The organism is Allobosea sp. 05T422_2, from assembly GCF_056396265.1.
This window is the reverse complement of sequence record NZ_JBFTLD010000203.1, coordinates 1-15,477: the sequence shown is the minus strand read 5'-3', so window position 1 is coordinate 15,477 and position 15,477 is coordinate 1. Positions and strand designations below refer to the sequence as shown.

The following is a 15,477-nucleotide window of genomic DNA, read 5'->3' as shown; positions in this document are numbered from 1 at the left end:
GGAGTCGGCTCCCGCGCGGCGCCGAATGATTTCTATGTCTCTTCAATCCTCAACCGGGCGGCAGGAGCCGTTCCGGGCCGTTCTCGGCTTCACATTCCGGCACTGGGCGCGCCGACCAGGGCCGGTTCTCGGCGTGGCCGGGGCCATGATGGCGGCGACTGCCGCGGACCTGTTCATGCCGCTTTATGCCGGCCGCCTCGTCGATGCGGTGGCGGGCGAGGGCGCCAGCGCACTCGATGCGGCGCTATGGGCGCTGGGCGCGATGCTCGCACTCGGAGCGGTCAGCGTGCTGTTCCGGCATCTCGGTTTCATCGGCATCACCGGCATGACGTTGCGCACCATGAGCGAGACGGCGCAGGAGGCGTTCGCACGCCTGCAACGCTTCTCGACCGATTGGCACGCCAACAACTTTGCCGGTTCGACGGTGCGCAAGATCACCCGCGGGATGTGKGCCCTCGACCTGCTGACCGACACGGTCCTGATCGCGCTGTTGCCGTCGCTGGTCGTGCTGGTGGGCACGACGGCACTGTTGGCATGGCATTGGCCGGCGATGGGCCTCGTCGTCTTCCTTGGCTCGGTGATCTATGTCGGTGTCACGATCGCGCTGTCGCTCAGCTATGTCGCGCCCGCTGCGCGGCTCGCCAATAGCTGGGACACGCGTGTCGGCGGTGCATTGGCTGATGCGATCTCCTGCAATCCGGTGGTCAAGGCCTATGGCGCCGAGCTGCGCGAGGACGGTCGCTTGGCGGGTGTCCTGGCAAAATGGGCGCTCAGGACCCGCCGGACATGGGTGCGCGGCACGACCTCGGGCACGGCCCAGCAGATCGTCCTGCTGGCGCTTCGCGCCGCGGTCATCGGCCTGGTCATCTGGCTCTGGGCCAACGGCCAGGCCACGCCGGGCGACGTCGCCTTCGTGCTGACCTCGTACGCGGTCGTTCACGGCTATCTGCGCGATGTCGGCCAGCACGTGCACAACCTCCAGCGTTCGGTGAACGACATGGAGGAACTCGTCGCCATGCATGCCCATCCCTATGGGGTGCCCGATCGCAAGGGAGCGACCGACATGGTGGTGCCGGCGGGCGAGATCGCCTTCGAGCAGGTGACCTTCCATTACGGAGGCCATGTCGAGCCGCTCTATCGCGATTTCTCGCTGACGATCCGGGCCGGCGAGAAGGTCGGTCTGGTCGGGCGCTCCGGCTCCGGCAAGACGACCTTCGTCAAGCTGGTTCAGCGTCTCTACGACGTCTCCGGGGGGCGCATCGCCATCGACGGGCGCGACATCGCTGATGTGACGCAGACCTCCCTGCGGGCGCAGATCGCCATCGTGCAACAGGAGCCGGTGCTGTTCCACCGCTCGCTGGCGGRGAACATCGCCTATGCCAAGCCGGGCGCCTCGATGGCCCGGATTGTCCAGGCGGCGAAGCTCGCCAACGCGCATGACTTCATCATGCGCCTGCCCAAGGGCTACGCGACGCTGGTCGGCGAGCGTGGCGTCAAGCTCTCGGGTGGCGAGCGCCAGCGTGTTGCGCTCGCGCGTGCCTTCCTGGCCGATGCGCCGATCCTGATCCTGGACGAGGCGACCTCGAGCCTCGATTCGGAATCGGAGGCGCTGATCCAGGAGGCGATGGAGCGCCTGATGCAGGGGCGCACTACCATCGTCATTGCGCACCGGCTTTCGACGGTGCGGGCGATGGACCGCATCCTGGTCTTCGATCGCGGCAGGGTGGTCGAAGAAGGCAGCCACGAGGCGCTGCTGACCCGCGAGAACGGCGCCTATCGCGCGCTGTTCGAGAAGCAGGTCAGCGAACTGGCGAAGGGGCTGGCGGCATAGATCATCGGACCGGATATCGTATCCGGTCCGATGATCTAACCATCTGTCATTGCATCGGCTTTCCCGAAAACCGCAATCCACTTTTCGGGCCGATGCATTGAGCCGCCAGACTACCTGCGGAGCGCCCTTTGCGTATGGTCGGGCTTGTCCCGGCCATACGCGTCTTCGTCTCCGGGGGGACAAGACGTGGAGGTTCCGGGCGACCTATTTCGGAGCCAGGGCCCGCGGCCGGACACCCGCGACGGGGCCGGGCGGAAGCTCCGCGCTCACATCTGGATTCAACGACTTCATGTCGAGATTCGGTTTGGTCAGAAACCGATTCAGGCCTGTGACGTAAGTCTCTGGCAACGCCCAGTGTTTGGCGCTCGCGATGACGGTTTCCATATAGCCGGGGCGCGGCTTTCCGAGCGTGCCGCTGCGGCCGACATAGACCAGGGCCCGCTTGGCGCCGCCCTCGACGATGACCGGCTGGCTGATCTTCACATAGAGACCGCTGGCGATGTCCTCGAACTTGTCGAGTGCGCGGATGTCGCCGAGCGAGCAGTCCCAGAGCACGCCATGGACGGTTTCGCGCGGATCGCGAACAGCCGAGGCATAGCCATCGCTCGTCACGATGAAACGATGGCGCGGCAGGCGCGCGAGACCGAGTGGCTTCGAACCGGGACAGCGCTTGGCCATCCCGGCGATGTCCATATTCAGACCATAGGCGAAATAGAGGGGCACTGGCCTATTTCGTCTTCTGGAACAGCTCGCGGCCGATCAGCATACGGCGGATCTCGCTGGTGCCGGCCCCGATCTCGTAGAGCTTTGCATCGCGGAGCAGGCGGCCGGTCGGATAATCGTTGATATAGCCGTTGCCGCCCAGAAGCTGGATGGCGTCGAGCGCGATCTGCGTCGCCTTCTCGGCCGCGATCAGGATGGCGCCGGCGGCATCCTCTCGCGTGGTCTCGCCGCGGTCGCAGGCCTTGGCGACGGCATACACATAGGCCCTGCAGGCATTCATCATCACATACATGTCGGCGACCTTGCCCTGGACGAGCTGGAATTCGCCGATCGACTGGCCGAACTGCTTGCGCTCGTGGATATAGGGCATGACCACGTCCATGGCCGCCTGCATGATGCCGAGGGGCCCGGCCGAGAGCACGACGCGCTCATAGTCGAGCCCCGACATCAGCACGTTAACGCCGCGCCCGACCTGGCCGAGCACGTTTTCCTCCGGGACCTCGCACTCCTCGAAGACGAGCTCGCAGGTGTCCGAACCGCGCATGCCGAGCTTGTCGAGCTTCTGGGCGGTCGAAAAGCCCTTCATGCCCTTCTCGATCAGGAAGGCGGTGATGCCCTTCGCGCCGGCGGCGGGGTCGGTCTTGGCGTAGACSACCAGCGTYTCGGCGATCGGGCCGTTGGTGATCCACATCTTGTTGCCGKTGAKGACGTAGCGGTCGCCCTTCTTCTCGGCCCGTGTCTTCATCGAGACCACGTCCGAGCCGGCGCCGGGCTCGGACATCGCGAGCGATCCGACATGCTCGCCCGAGATCAGCTTTGGCAGGTACTTCGCCTTCTGCGCAGCATTGCCGTTGCGGGCGATCTGGTTGACGCACAGATTCGAATGGGCCCCGTAGCTCAGGCCGACCGAGGCGGAGGCCCGGCTGACCTCCTCGATCGCCACGACATGCTCGAGATAGCCGAGGCCTGCGCCCCCATCCTCTTCTCCGACCGTGATGCCATGCAGGCCGAGGGCCCCCATCTCGGGCCAGAGGTCACGCGGAAACTGGTTTGAGCGGTCGATCTCCTCGGCGCGCGGCGCGATCTTCTCCTGCGCGAAGGCGTGGACGGTGTCGCGGATCGCGTCGGCGGTCTCGCCGAGATCGAAATTGAACGGGCGCGGGGCGTTGGCGAGCATGGTGGCCTCCCGGAAGACGCCGCGCATCGGGCACGGCTTTGCAGCGTTATAGCGCGCTTTGTGGCCCTGTCAGGCTGTTCCAGCGCGATCTCCCGGATGGGCGTGGCCACACCGGCGGGTGATCTGCCATGCCACTTGCAGCCGGCGACCGAGAGGGGGCGGGAGCGCCGACACTCGGTTTACACATCCTATCCCCTGGATAGGATGTGAGCATGAGCCACGCACATGATCCCGATATCGTCAAGCGGCTGCACCGGGCGCAGGGCCATCTCGACACCGTCGTGAAGATGCTCGCGGGAGGGCGCGAGGTGCCAGAGGTGGTGCAGCAGCTCCAGGCGGTCGAAAAGGCGCTGGAGAAGGTCAAGATGCTGCTGATCTTCGACCATATCGACCATCACCTGTTCGAGACGACAGGCACGCAGACGCCCGAGACGCGGCGCTCGATCGAGAGCCTGAAGGCGCTGACCAAGTATCTTTGATCCAACGGGAGTTCCAGCGATGTCCGAACTGGCCAGCCTGGCGCCGCGTCACGACCATGTCTTCCTCGGCGCAGACCACCAGGAGAACGAGCGGCGCACCTGGATCGTCATTGCGCTGACCATGACGATGATGGTCGGCGAGATCGCCGCCGGCACGCTGTTCGGCTCGATGGCGCTCGTCGCCGATGGCTGGCACATGTCGACCCATGCGGCGGCGCTGCTGATCGCGGCTCTCGCCTATCGCTTCGCGCGGCGCCACGCCCGCGACCCACGCTTCAGCTTCGGCACCGGCAAGCTCGGCGACCTCGCAGCCTTCGCGAGCGCGCTCGTCCTGGCGCTGGTCGCCCTGTTCATCGGTTGGGAATCGGTGATGCGGCTTGTCCAGCCGGTGCCGATCGTCTTCGGGCAGGCGATTGCCGTCGCGGTTCTGGGCCTTGCGGTCAATCTCGCCAGCGCCTGGTTGCTGAAGGGCGAACACGGACATGACCATGGCCCTGCGCATCACCATGACCATCACCATCATGCGCATGGTGGCGCGGACCACAATCACCATCATGACCACCACGCCGGGAGTGGGCGGGATCATAATCTCCAGGCGGCCTATCTGCATGTGCTGGCGGATGCCTTCACCTCCGTGCTTGCCATCGTCGCGCTGCTCGGCGGCAGCCTCTATGGCTGGGTCTGGCTCGACCCGGCGGTGGGCATCGTCGGCGCGCTGGTGATCGCGCATTGGTMGTTCGGATTGCTGCGCGCCTCGGGAGCGGTGCTGCTCGATACTGTGCCCGACAAGGCTCTCGCCGCCGGCATCGAGGCGCGACTCACCGCCGAGGGCGCAGAGGTTGCCGACCTGCATCTCTGGCAGGTTGGGCCAGGGCATTGCTCGGCGATCGTCTCGGTCGTGGCCACTGATCCGAAGCCGCCCGCAGCCTACAAGGCACTGCTCGCCGGGTTGCCGATGCTGTCCCATGTCACCGTCGAGGAACCCGCGCATCGCCGCGCTGTGATGCATCAGGAGCCCGCCCGGGCTCAGTGGATCATGTCGCGGCGCTTGAGCAGTAGATACACGCTGAGCGCTGCCAGGGCGCACAGGATCACGACATAGACAAAGCCCCATTCGTTCTCGAGGAAGGGCAGGCYCTTGGTGTTGACGCCGAACAGGCCGGTGATCAGCGTCGCCGGCATCAGCGTCGCGGTCAGGATCGAGAGCACATAGAGATGGCTGTTGGTCTGGGCGGTCAGGCGCGAGGCAATCTCGTCCTGCAGCAGGCGGGCGCGCTGCTGCACGATCTGGACGTCGGTCAGCATGGTGTCGACGCGCTGCAGCAGGCGGCTGGCGGCGCTCTTCACGGTCTCCGGCGCAGCCCGTGTCGAGGCATTTTCGGAGAAGCGACGGAAGAGCTGGTGCAGGCCGTTGAGCTGGCGGTGCAGCCTCACCGTCCGCCGGCGGATCAACCCTAACCGGCGCGCCTCGTCGCTGACGCGCTCGTCGATGACATGGTCCTCGATCGAGTCGGTGTCCTCTGTCAGCTGCATCACCGCTTCGGCCACATCCTCGATGACGAACTCGATGATGCGCTCGAACAGCATCACCGGCGAGCTCGCCCGGTAGCCGGCCTCCAAGGCGTCGCGCGTCAGGCGCGTTGCCTGCATGGCCTGTCTCCGACCTGTCAGCAGAAACCGGTCGGCGATGATCCAGTGCAGCATGCCCATCTCGTCGGCGGGGCTGTCGACCTCGCGGATCTGGTCGAAGGTAATGCCCCAGGCGAAGTCACGATTGTGATGGAGGCGCTGGTGATCGTCCTGGGTCAGGAACAGGGTCTGCGCCTCGGCGGGCAGAGCGGTGCAATCGGCGACCCATTGCTTGGCGCGGCCATGCACGAGATCGAGATGGATCCAGACGAACTCGGCCTCGGGGAGGGCAAGGTCGGGCATCTCGCGGCGAGGAAGGAGATGCGCACGGCCGTCGGAATCAAAATGGTAGACCCAGACGAACCCGGCCCGGGATTGCAGATCATGGAGCATTCCGGCCACGCCCTGGCGGGCGATTTCTCATCAGAGGTTGCGCTGCCCGGGATCAGGGCGCGCGTCTCATGACAGCTTCGTGACAGCGCAGCGGGTGCCGCAAAGTCAATCGCGGGCGAGAGAGCCGGTCACTTGTGGATCACGGTTGGCGGTCGCCTTGCCCGGGACGCGCGCGGGAGGCAGCATCTTGAGCGTCGCGCCTCCGGCAGCCTGCGGCGCCTTGGAGCCGGCCGATGTCGCAGGTGCGCGGTTGCCGGCAACCTTCGGCTCGCCACCCCGCCACTTCCGGGCGCCGATGTCGAAACGGCCCTCGCGCCAGGCTGCGAATTCCCGCTCGGACCCGAAGAACGCGTTGCGGTCGACATCGCMGGTTATGCCGGGCACGCGTCCTGTGGTGGTGAACTGCCAGAATTCCCATTTGCTACGCTCATAGCGATGGCGCAGTGGGGCCGCGGTTGAGCGCAGCCAGTAGGGATGATCGTTGAACTCGCCTTCCAGCACATCCTCGTGGAAGGTGATGTCGGTATAGATGATCGGCTTCTTGCCAGTGTGTTCCTGCAGGCCCTTCAGCATCTCGCTGATCTTGGCCAGCGCCTTCTCGCGCGGGATCTTCTTGCCGCAGCTCTCCGACTCGCCGTTCCATTCGACATCGAGCACAGGCGGCAGGGCATCCGGGTCCTTCGGGATATGCCGCTTGAACCAGCGCACCTGATCCTTGGCCGGGCGGCACCAATAGACGAAATGGTAGGCACCGCGCGCTACGCCGGCCTTCTTCGCCCCCTCCCAGTTCTTGCGGAAATTGGGGTCGAGGTGGTCGCCGCCCTCGGTCGCCTTGATGAAGGCAAAGCGGGTGCCGGCATCCTTGACCTTGGCCCAGTCGATCTCGCCCTGCCAGCGCGAAATGTCGATGCCCTGGATAGCCTGGCGGCGTGCATCGCGGACGCCGTGATGGGGCGAGGCGTCGCCCTTCTTGGGATAGAGCGCGAGGGCAGGGCCGGAGCAGCCGAGTGCAAGGCCGAGAACTGCAAGAAAGCACCGCAGTCCCTTGTAATCGGTCTTCATACGCGCCGGCATCCGCCCCTCCTGCATGCAAACAGTGGTGCGGCAGTCGTGGTTAAGGCGCGGTAAGCGTTCGCTCGGATGCGAGCGGATGATTTCAGGGTTGGTTAACCGGCGCGCCCGCTATCCGCCGATCTGCAGCGAGGACGGCACCGGCTGCAGCGCGCCGGGTATGACCGGGGCGGGCGGAGCCTGGCTGACCGGAGGCTCGAATTCCGGATCATTGACGATGCTGGGGCTGGGTTGCGCCGGAGAGGCGCGCCGCTTGGTCCACTGCCTCCGGCCGATGTCGAACTCGCCGTTGATCCAGCCGATGAACTGCTCTTCGTCGCCGAAGAACGCGTTGCGGTCGACATCGCCCCTGATGCCCGGCACGCGGCCGGTCGTGGTGAATTGCCAGAAGGCCCAGGGGCGGTTCTCGTAGCGTGTCTCGGGCTTCGCTGCCGTCGAGCGGATCCAGTAGGGATATTCGTTGAACTGCCCTTCCAGCACGTCCTTATGGAAGGTGATGTCGGTATAGATGATCGGCTTCTTGCCGGTGAGCTGCTCGAGCTCGGTCAGCATCAGCTGGATCTTCTCCAGTGCCAGCGAGCGGTCGATCTTCTGCGGGCAGGTCTTGGAATGGCCATTCCACTCGACATCGAGCACCGGCGGCAAGGCGCCGGGGTCGTTCGGGATATGCTGCTTGAACCAGACTGCCTGCTCATGGGCGGGGCGGCACCAGAAGACGAAGTGGTAGGCTCCGCGCGGCACGCCGGCCCGGCGCGCGCCTTCCCAGTTGCGCAGAAAGGAGGGGTCGATGTGGTCGCCGCCCTCCGTCGCCTTCATGTAGACGAAGCGGGTGCCGGCGCCCTTGACCGCGGCCCAGTCGATCTCGCCTTGCCAGCGCGAGATATCGATGCCCTGGACGGCATAGTTCAGGGCGCTCGCGACGCCGGGATGCGGCCGGGCATCGCCCTTCTGCGGATATCGGCCCTCGAACGCCACGCAGCCGCCAAGGACCGCGAGCGCGGCGACGGCGACGGCGAGAAATGGGGCTGAACGGAGGCGGGACATGCGACGGGCGATCATCTCGCGGAGAATTGCGGAGAAAACTTGACGCCCGGTTTACGTTACCGAAGTTTTTGCTTTCGTCACCCCAGGCCGAGCAGAAGTGTGGCGATCCCCAGAAAGGCGAAGAAGCCGACCACGTCGGTGACCGTCGTGACGAAGGTTCCGGACGCAATCGCCGGATCGATGTCGAGTTTGTCGAGTGCCAGTGGAATGAGGACGCCGGCAATGGCGGCCGAGATCAGGGTGACGACCATCGCGATCGCGATGACGGCGCCGAGGCCCGCGCTCCCGAACCAGGCGGCGGCKATGGCGCCGGTGATCACGGCAAAGCCGAAGCCATTCACGAGGCCGACGACCAGTTCGCGGGTGAAGAAGCGCCGCAGATTCCAGGCGCCAAGCTCCTGCGTGGCCAGGGCGCGGACAGCGACCGTCATGGTTTGAGTGGCGGCGTTGCCGCCCTGGCTCGCTACGATCGGCGCCAGGATCGCCAGCGCCACGACTTTTGCGAGCTGATTCTCAAACAGGCTCATCACCGCGGCGGCGAGAAACGAGGTCATCAGGTTGACGAAGAGCCAGCTGAAGCGGCTCCAGATGATCTTCCGGACCGGGTCCGAGAGCTCTTCGTCGGGATTGACGCCGCCKAGCTGTTTCACATCCTCGTCCGCGGCTTCCTCGATGACGTCGACGATATCGTCGATGGTCAGCACGCCGACGAGACGACCGGTCGCATCGATCACCGGTGCCGCAACAAGATTGTAGCGCTGGAACAGCCGCGCCACGTCCTCGAGTTCGTCGGTCGCCTCGACGACCCGCCGGTCCTCTTCCAGCAGCTGCGAAATCACCACGGGGCGCCGGTTGCGCAGCAGTCGGTCCAGCCGCACCGTGCCGACGAAATGATGGGCCGGGTCGGCCACGAATATTTCGAAGAATCGGTCGGGCAGGTCTGCGGTGTCGCGCAGGAAGTCGATGGTCTGGCCGACGGTCCAGAAGGGCGGCACGGCGATGACCTCGCTCTGCATGCGCCGGCCGGCCGTGTCCTCGGGATAATCCAGGCCCTGCTGCAGGGCGATGCGCTCGGAGGGCGTGAGCTTGTCGAGGACCTCCTGCTTGTCCGCCTCGTTGAGGTCCTCGAGAATGTAGACCGCGTCGTCAGTGTCGAGTTCGCGTACGCCTTCCGCGACGGTCTCGGCCGAGAGCTCTTCGAGAATTTCCTCGCGAACGGTGTCGTCGACTTCGGTCAGCGCCGTGAAGTCGAAATAGGAGCCGAGCAGCGAGATCAGGCGCGGGCGTTCGTCGGCGTCGAGGGCTTCCAGCAATGCGCCGAGATCGGCCTCGTGCATGTCGGCAACGATGCCGCGCAACGTCGTGACGTCCGAGAGCAGGACGGCCTGCGAGACCTGTTCGACCAGCGCGGGATCAATCGCGCCATCCTCGTCGCGAATCCTGCGGGTGGCGGATTCGTCGGGAGCGTTTTCGGCTTCGACCATCGGTCCGACTCCACGATTTGAGGAAAGGGCTTGGATTCGAGGGAAGGGCCTCTTGTGTCAGCCGTGGACTGTGCTGGCAACGCGCCGCGGCGACCTCACGTTTCATGGCCGGCAGGGCCGAAAACCAAAACGGCGACCCGCGAGGGTCGCCGTTTCAAGGCATCAGCCTGAATTTGGTGCGGTCAAGAGGACTCGAACCTCCACGGGTCTCCCCGCTACCACCTCAAGGTAGTGCGTCTACCAATTCCGCCATGACCGCAGCGGCTAAGAGAAAACCGCGGTGAGGCGGTGAACTCCGGAGCGGCGCGGGTCTAACAAATCGAATCCGCCGCGACAAGCTCGTTGTGTGGAAAACTTTGAAATCCTTTTCAGGCGGCCTCGGCAATGGTCTGCGCGCTGAAGACCGTGGGGCGCTTCAGGAGCTCGGTGATCTCGACAGAGATGCGCGAACCGCTGACCACGACGTTGCCGCGGGCGAACGGGTGATTGTTGGCGAGAATCTGGACTTCGTCGTTCTCGGTGGCGTTGAGCTCGATGATCGCACCGCGGCCCATGCGCAGCAATTTGTAGATCGGCATCTGAGTCGAGCCCAGAACCACGGTGAGCTCTACCGAAACGAGATCGAGATCGGCCTTCAAGTCCTGCCTCCGAAACCCTACTTGCGAATTCAACCAACGAAACTTGCCTGCCGGCCGGCTTCGGCGCATGAGCCTGCCGGCGACAGGCGGTAGCCGGTTAGCGATCGTTGAACAAACAGAGTTAATGCACCGTGAAGACACGTGAGACGCTTGCGGTTTCATTCCTGCCGCAGCCGGGCTCCGAGCCCGTCGAATGGGTCCATGCCGGGGGGCTTGTCGGCTATGACGAAGCTGTCGCCGAGATGGACGCGCGCGCGGCGCTGATCGCGGACGGCAAGGCCCGCGAGCGCGTCTGGCTCATCGAGCATCCGCCGCTCTATACCGCCGGCACCTCGGCCCGCGAGGCCGATCTGATCGAGCCCGAACGCTTTCCGGTGCATCAGAGCGGCAGGGGCGGGCAGTTCACTTATCACGGTCCCGGCCAGCGGGTGGCCTATGTCATGCTCGACCTGAAGCGTCGCGATCCCGACCTCCGGCGATTCGTTGCCGCCCTCGAAGCCTGGCTGATCGGCACGCTTGAGCGCTTCAATGTCCGCGGCGAGCGGCGCGAGGACCGTGTCGGCGTCTGGGTGCGCSGGCCCGAGAAAGGAGCGGATAGCGAGGACAAGATCGCCGCCATCGGCATCCGCGTCCGGCGCTGGGTTTCGTTCCACGGCATCTCGCTGAATGTCGAGCCGGAGCTGTCGCATTTCGGGGGAATCGTGCCCTGCGGCGTCAGTGACCAGGGCGTGACCTCGCTGGTCGATCTCGGGTTGCCGGTGACGCTTCCGGAGGTCGATTCGATGCTGCGTGCCGAGTTCGAGAGGATCTTCGGGGCAACCGTTCTCGCCTGAGCCTCGACTAAGGCTCTTCATCCTTCGTTCACCATCCGTTGACCAAAGCCGGCCAACCTCCCGCGGTGGGATGAATCGGAAACGGGGACGAAGATGATCCGGACAGTGATGTTCGCGGCCGCCTGCGCGGTCGTGCTGGGTGCCTGCACCACCAACGACAAGATCATCGCCGGCGCGGCTGCGGGCGCCGGCACGGGGGCCCTTATCGGCGGGCCGATCGGAGCGGTTGCGGGGGGCGCGATCGGCGCCGTGGCTGCCCCTGCGGTGGCGCGCTGAGAGCGGGCGGATTTGCGCTCGCGCCCCTGCGCATCCGCGCCGGTTGGCGTTTTTCGCGTGGCGCGCCATAACCCGGCGAGGACTTCTTCGCTTAAGGGAGCGTGCCGTGGCGGTCATCGAGAGCAAGGTCGATCTCAACTCGGCCGAGACGCGCGCCAACGCCGAGGCCTGGGACGGCCTGCGTGCCGAGCTGGCCCGGCACCGCGCGGCCGCTGCGCTCGGCGGCAATGCCAAGTCGCGGGAGCGCCATACCGCTCGTGGAAAACTGCTGCCGCGGGAGCGGGTGCTGCGCCTGCTCGATCCGGGCTCGCCCTTCCTCGAGATCGGGGCGCTGGCCGCCTTCGAGATGTATGACAAGGAGATCCACGGCGCAGGCATGATCGCCGGGATCGGTCGCGTTGCCGGCCGCGAGGTGATGGTCGTCTGCAACGACGCCACCATCAAGGGTGGCACCTATTACCCGATGACGGTGAAGAAGCATCTGCGGGCGCAGGAGATCGCACGCGAGAACCGGCTGCCTTGCGTCTACCTCGTCGATTCCGGCGGTGCCAACCTGCCACACCAKACCGATGTCTTCCCCGATCGCGAGCATTTCGGCCGGATCTTCTACAATCAGGCGACGCTCTCGGCGGAGGGGATTCCGCAGATCGCCGTCGTCATGGGCTCCTGCACGGCCGGCGGCGCCTATGTGCCGGCGATGTCGGACGAGGTCCATGCGAGGCTGTCCGGCGTCGCCGACCATTATGCCGGCGACGACACCCATGCGCTCGCGATTGCGCGCCGCATCGCTGCCAACCTGAACAGCGTCAAGCGTCCCGATATCGACATCGCCGAGCCGAGGGAGCCACTCTACGACCCCGCCGAGCTCGAGGCCGTGGTGCCGACCGACCTGAAGAAGCAATACGACATCCGCGAGGTCATCGCCCGGCTCGTCGACGGCTCCGAATTTGACGAGTTCAAGCGACTCTACGGCACGACGCTGGTCACCGGTTTTGCCCGCATCCACGGCATGCCGGTCGGCATCATCGCCAATAATGGCATCCTGTTCTCGGAGAGCGCGCTGAAGGGCGCGCATTTCATCGAGCTCTGCTGCCAGCGTCGCATTCCGCTGCTCTTCCTGCAGAACATCACCGGCTTCATGGTCGGCCGCGATGTCGAGACGCGCGGCATTGCCAAGGACGGCGCCAAGCTGGTCACGGCAGTCGCCTCGGCCCGCGTGCCGAAGATCACCGTACTGGTTGGCGGCTCCTTCGGCGCCGGCAATTACGGCATGTGCGGGCGCGCCTATTCACCGCGTTTCCTGTTCACCTGGCCCAACTCCCGTATCTCGGTGATGGGCGGCGAGCAGGCGGCGAGCGTGCTCGCGACCGTCCGCCGCGACAATATCGAGGCTGAGGGCAAGTCCTGGTCGGCCGAGGAGGAAGAGGCCTTCAAGGCCCCGATCCGCGCGAAATACGAGGATGAGGGCTCGCCCTATCACGCCACCGCGCGGCTCTGGGACGATGGCATCATCCTTCCMTCCGAGACGCGCCGCGTGCTGGCGCTGGCCTTCTCCGCCTGTCTCAATGCCGAAGTGCCGGAGACCCGCTTCGGCGTCTTCCGGATGTGAGGCGGGAGCGCTGGCCGCCAGGGGCTCAGCCCAGCACAAATGCCTCGTGCACGGCGCTCTGGACGCCGCCGCCCATGATCGGGCCGCCGCCGGCGACATGGATGGCGTCTCCGACCAGTGCAGCGCCGAGCCCGTGGCGGGGCGTTGGCATTGGAGCGTATTGCTCCCAGGCATCGCCAACGGGGTCATAGGCCTCCATCTGGCCGAAGACGCGGTTGGTGCCTTCGCCGCCCATGACGAAGACCTTTCCGCGGTAGAGCACCGCGCCGTGGCCGGAGCGGGCTGTTGGCAGCGGATTGCGCGGCGTCCATTTGTCGGTCGCCGGGTCATAGGCGTGGTGCAGGTTCGAATTGGTGTGGAAGGAGTCGACGCGGCCGCCGATGACATGGATCAGGGGCGCGATGGCGAGCGTGCCGGTGTGGTCGCGGGCGGTCGGCAACGGCGCGCGGTTCTCCCAGTTGTCGGCCTTGGGATCGTAGGTCAGGTGCCAGTCGATCGACTTCTTGGTGTCGGTCGTCTCGCCGATGGCGCCGCCAATGACATGCAACCGACCGCCCAGGCCAACAATCGCCGCCGAGCCGACGGGGCGCGGCAGGGACCTGATCTCGGCCCATCTGTCTCTCGCCGGATCATAGACGAAGCAGCGCGGATGCGGCTTGCGATTCTGCTCCAGGAAGCCGCCGATCGCGTAGAGCTTTCCGTCCAGGAAGGCGACGCCGACATGGTTGGCGCCTAGCGGCAACGGAGCGGCATCGCTCCAGCGGTCGGAGGCTGCCTCGTAGACATGGTGATAGGGGCGGTCGACGCGCTGCTCGGCATACCCCCCGACGATGTGCATCTTGCCCTCATGCGCCGTCGCCCAGGCCATTTCCGAGCGCGGCATCGGCAGCGGCGCCTTCGCCTGCCAGCGGCCGGGGTTGGCGGCCTTCGGGGCAGGGGAATCGAAGACGTTCTGCGTCTTTGCAAGTTCCGGCCGGTCGATGCGGCCGGGCTGGTTCAGCCGCTCATAGGCGCCGCCATGGTGCTCGTGGCCCGGCTGCTGGGCCAGTGCGGGGGCAGTTGCAAGCGTTGCCGCTCCGGTGGCGATGAAACKGCGGCGGCTCAGGCTGGTCATCATGCATCCTCCCTCGCTACAAGACTATGTCAGCCGCGGGCCTTGGCAAGCGAAAGGGCGGGGACGGGCTTGCGCCAAACCCTGTTCCGCATACTGCATACGCTGTTATGGTCCGGCCGCCTGAAACGGTTGAAATCACGGGAAACGCGAGGATACGCATGTCTGGGCACAACAAGGTCGCCATCATCACCGGTGCGGGTTCGGGCGTCGGCCGCGCCGTCGCGATCGCCTTCCTCAAGGACGGGTATCGCACGGTCCTCGCCGGGCGTCGGGTGGACGCGCTGGAGGAGACGATCAAGCTCTCGGGCGCCCCGGCCGCGCAGGCGCTCGCCGTCTCGACCGATGTGACCGACCAGGCTTCCGTGAAGAACCTCTTTGCCAGGACGAAGGAGACTTTTGGCCGCCTCGACGTGCTGTTCAACAATGCCGGCGTCAATGCACCGGGCGGAATCCTGCTCGAGGATCTCTCGCTGGAGCAGTGGCAGGCGGTGGTCGACACCAACCTGACCGGGCCGTTCCTCTGCACGCAGGAGGYCTTCAAGCAGATGAAGGACCAGAGCCCGCGCGGCGGTCGCATCATCAACAACGGCTCGATCTCGGCGCAGGTGCCGCGCCCGAACTCGGCCGCCTATACCGCGACCAAGCACGCGATCAGCGGCCTGACCAAGACCGCATCGCTCGACGGCCGCAAATACGACATCGCGGTCGGCCAGGTCGATATCGGCAATGCACTGACCGAGATGGCGCAGAAGATGACGACCGGCGTGCCGCAGGCCGACGGCTCGATCAAGGTTGAGGCGGTGATGGACGTGGCGCATGTCGCCTCCACGGTTCTGCACATGGCGAGCCTGCCGATCGAGGCCAATGTGCTGTTCGTCACCGTGATGGCGACCAAGGCGCCGCTGGTCGGGCGCGGCTGATCTCTCGGCGTCACGGCTGGGCCTGTCCCGGTCATGACGCCTTGCGTCGCCAGCTCGTTGCAGGACAGTGGGATGCCGGCCTTGAGGAGCGCCTTGCATGTCCGCGTTCGAGACGAACACGCCGTTTGAAGACATGGAAGGTCGGGGCGGGCCCGGCCATGACAGCAAGKMGCAGGCACGCATGGCCCGCGCCTATCGCCTGACCATCTGGGGCATCGCGCTCGGCATTTTCCTGTTCGCCGCCCATGTCGTGCTC

The 15,477-nt window shown here is 65.7% G+C and carries 15 protein-coding genes and 1 tRNA gene; 7 read left to right on the top strand and 9 right to left on the bottom strand.

The annotated features are described in order from the left end of the window. Positions 1–34: 34 nt before the first annotated feature. Positions 35–1,831, top strand: coding sequence for an ABC transporter ATP-binding protein (locus tag AC1DJT_RS26455; protein ID WP_476835204.1), 1,797 nt, complete (start codon positions 35–37; stop codon positions 1,829–1,831). A 204-nt stretch (positions 1,832–2,035) separates the two neighbouring features. On the opposite strand, the gene AC1DJT_RS26450 is transcribed toward AC1DJT_RS26455, so the two are convergent. Beyond that, on the bottom strand, positions 2,036–2,554 hold the full coding sequence (locus tag AC1DJT_RS26450; protein ID WP_441493263.1) for a gamma-glutamylcyclotransferase family protein: 519 nt from the start codon (positions 2,552–2,554) through the stop codon (positions 2,036–2,038). 4 nt (positions 2,555–2,558) lie between these two features. Then, positions 2,559–3,731 carry an isovaleryl-CoA dehydrogenase gene (locus tag AC1DJT_RS26445; RefSeq protein WP_476835203.1) on the bottom strand — a complete coding sequence of 391 codons (1,173 nt, stop codon included), beginning with the start codon at positions 3,729–3,731 and terminating at the stop codon, positions 2,559–2,561. 212 nt (positions 3,732–3,943) lie between these two features. Between AC1DJT_RS26445 and AC1DJT_RS26440 the strand changes: the two genes are divergently transcribed. Together AC1DJT_RS26440 and dmeF are read left to right on the top strand one after the other, a co-directional pair. Beyond that, entirely contained in the window at positions 3,944–4,210 is a 267-nt protein-coding gene (locus tag AC1DJT_RS26440) for a metal-sensing transcriptional repressor (RefSeq protein ID WP_476770613.1), read from the top strand. A 19-nt stretch (positions 4,211–4,229) separates the two neighbouring features. Next, positions 4,230–5,312: a CDF family Co(II)/Ni(II) efflux transporter DmeF gene (dmeF, locus tag AC1DJT_RS26435; protein WP_476835202.1), complete on the top strand. Its 1,083-nt coding sequence runs from the start codon at positions 4,230–4,232 to the stop codon at positions 5,310–5,312. Here dmeF and AC1DJT_RS26430 read toward each other — a convergent pair. The 6 genes from AC1DJT_RS26430 to AC1DJT_RS26405 all read right to left on the bottom strand — a co-directional run bounded on the left by AC1DJT_RS26430 (position 5,237) and on the right by AC1DJT_RS26405 (position 10,469). Then, positions 5,237–6,232, bottom strand: a complete 996-nt coding sequence (locus tag AC1DJT_RS26430; protein WP_476835201.1) for a CorA family divalent cation transporter — start codon at positions 6,230–6,232, stop codon at positions 5,237–5,239. The two genes, dmeF and AC1DJT_RS26430, sit on opposite strands and share 76 nt — an antisense overlap. A gap of 105 nt (positions 6,233–6,337) precedes the next feature. Beyond that, a complete protein-coding gene (locus AC1DJT_RS26425; RefSeq protein ID WP_476835200.1) occupies positions 6,338–7,306 on the bottom strand; it encodes a glycoside hydrolase family 25 protein in 969 nt (322 codons plus the stop codon). Positions 7,307–7,414: 108 nt separating this feature from the next. Then, positions 7,415–8,347, bottom strand: a complete 933-nt coding sequence (locus AC1DJT_RS26420) for a glycoside hydrolase family 25 protein (RefSeq protein ID WP_441493257.1) — start codon at positions 8,345–8,347, stop codon at positions 7,415–7,417. Positions 8,348–8,424: 77 nt separating this feature from the next. Further along, a complete protein-coding gene (gene mgtE / locus AC1DJT_RS26415; protein WP_441493256.1) occupies positions 8,425–9,831 on the bottom strand; it encodes a magnesium transporter in 1,407 nt (468 codons plus the stop codon). 174 nt (positions 9,832–10,005) lie between these two features. Further along, positions 10,006–10,090 (bottom strand) — tRNA-Leu (locus AC1DJT_RS26410). A 109-nt stretch (positions 10,091–10,199) separates the two neighbouring features. Beyond that, the gene (locus AC1DJT_RS26405; RefSeq protein ID WP_074471588.1) at positions 10,200–10,469 is read right to left on the bottom strand and encodes a FliM/FliN family flagellar motor switch protein; all 270 of its coding nucleotides are present in this window, start codon (positions 10,467–10,469) and stop codon (positions 10,200–10,202) included. Positions 10,470–10,600: 131 nt separating this feature from the next. On the opposite strand from AC1DJT_RS26405, the gene lipB reads away from it, so the two are divergent. From lipB to AC1DJT_RS26390, 3 genes are all read left to right on the top strand, one after another. Further along, entirely contained in the window at positions 10,601–11,302 is a 702-nt protein-coding gene (gene lipB, locus AC1DJT_RS26400; RefSeq protein WP_476835199.1) for a lipoyl(octanoyl) transferase LipB, read from the top strand. A 93-nt stretch (positions 11,303–11,395) separates the two neighbouring features. Continuing rightward, positions 11,396–11,578, top strand: a complete 183-nt coding sequence (locus AC1DJT_RS26395) for a hypothetical protein (protein WP_113517734.1) — start codon at positions 11,396–11,398, stop codon at positions 11,576–11,578. Between the two features lie 106 nt (positions 11,579–11,684). After that, positions 11,685–13,187 carry a carboxyl transferase domain-containing protein gene (locus tag AC1DJT_RS26390; protein WP_476835198.1) on the top strand — a complete coding sequence of 501 codons (1,503 nt, stop codon included), beginning with the start codon at positions 11,685–11,687 and terminating at the stop codon, positions 13,185–13,187. Between the two features lie 25 nt (positions 13,188–13,212). Here AC1DJT_RS26390 and AC1DJT_RS26385 read toward each other — a convergent pair whose 3' ends face one another. Beyond that, entirely contained in the window at positions 13,213–14,301 is a 1,089-nt protein-coding gene (locus AC1DJT_RS26385; RefSeq protein WP_476835197.1) for a Kelch repeat-containing protein, read from the bottom strand. A gap of 158 nt (positions 14,302–14,459) precedes the next feature. Between AC1DJT_RS26385 and AC1DJT_RS26380 the strand changes: the two genes are divergently transcribed. Next, on the top strand, positions 14,460–15,221 hold the full coding sequence (locus AC1DJT_RS26380; RefSeq protein WP_476835196.1) for an SDR family oxidoreductase: 762 nt from the start codon (positions 14,460–14,462) through the stop codon (positions 15,219–15,221). Positions 15,222–15,477: the final 256 nt, after the last annotated feature.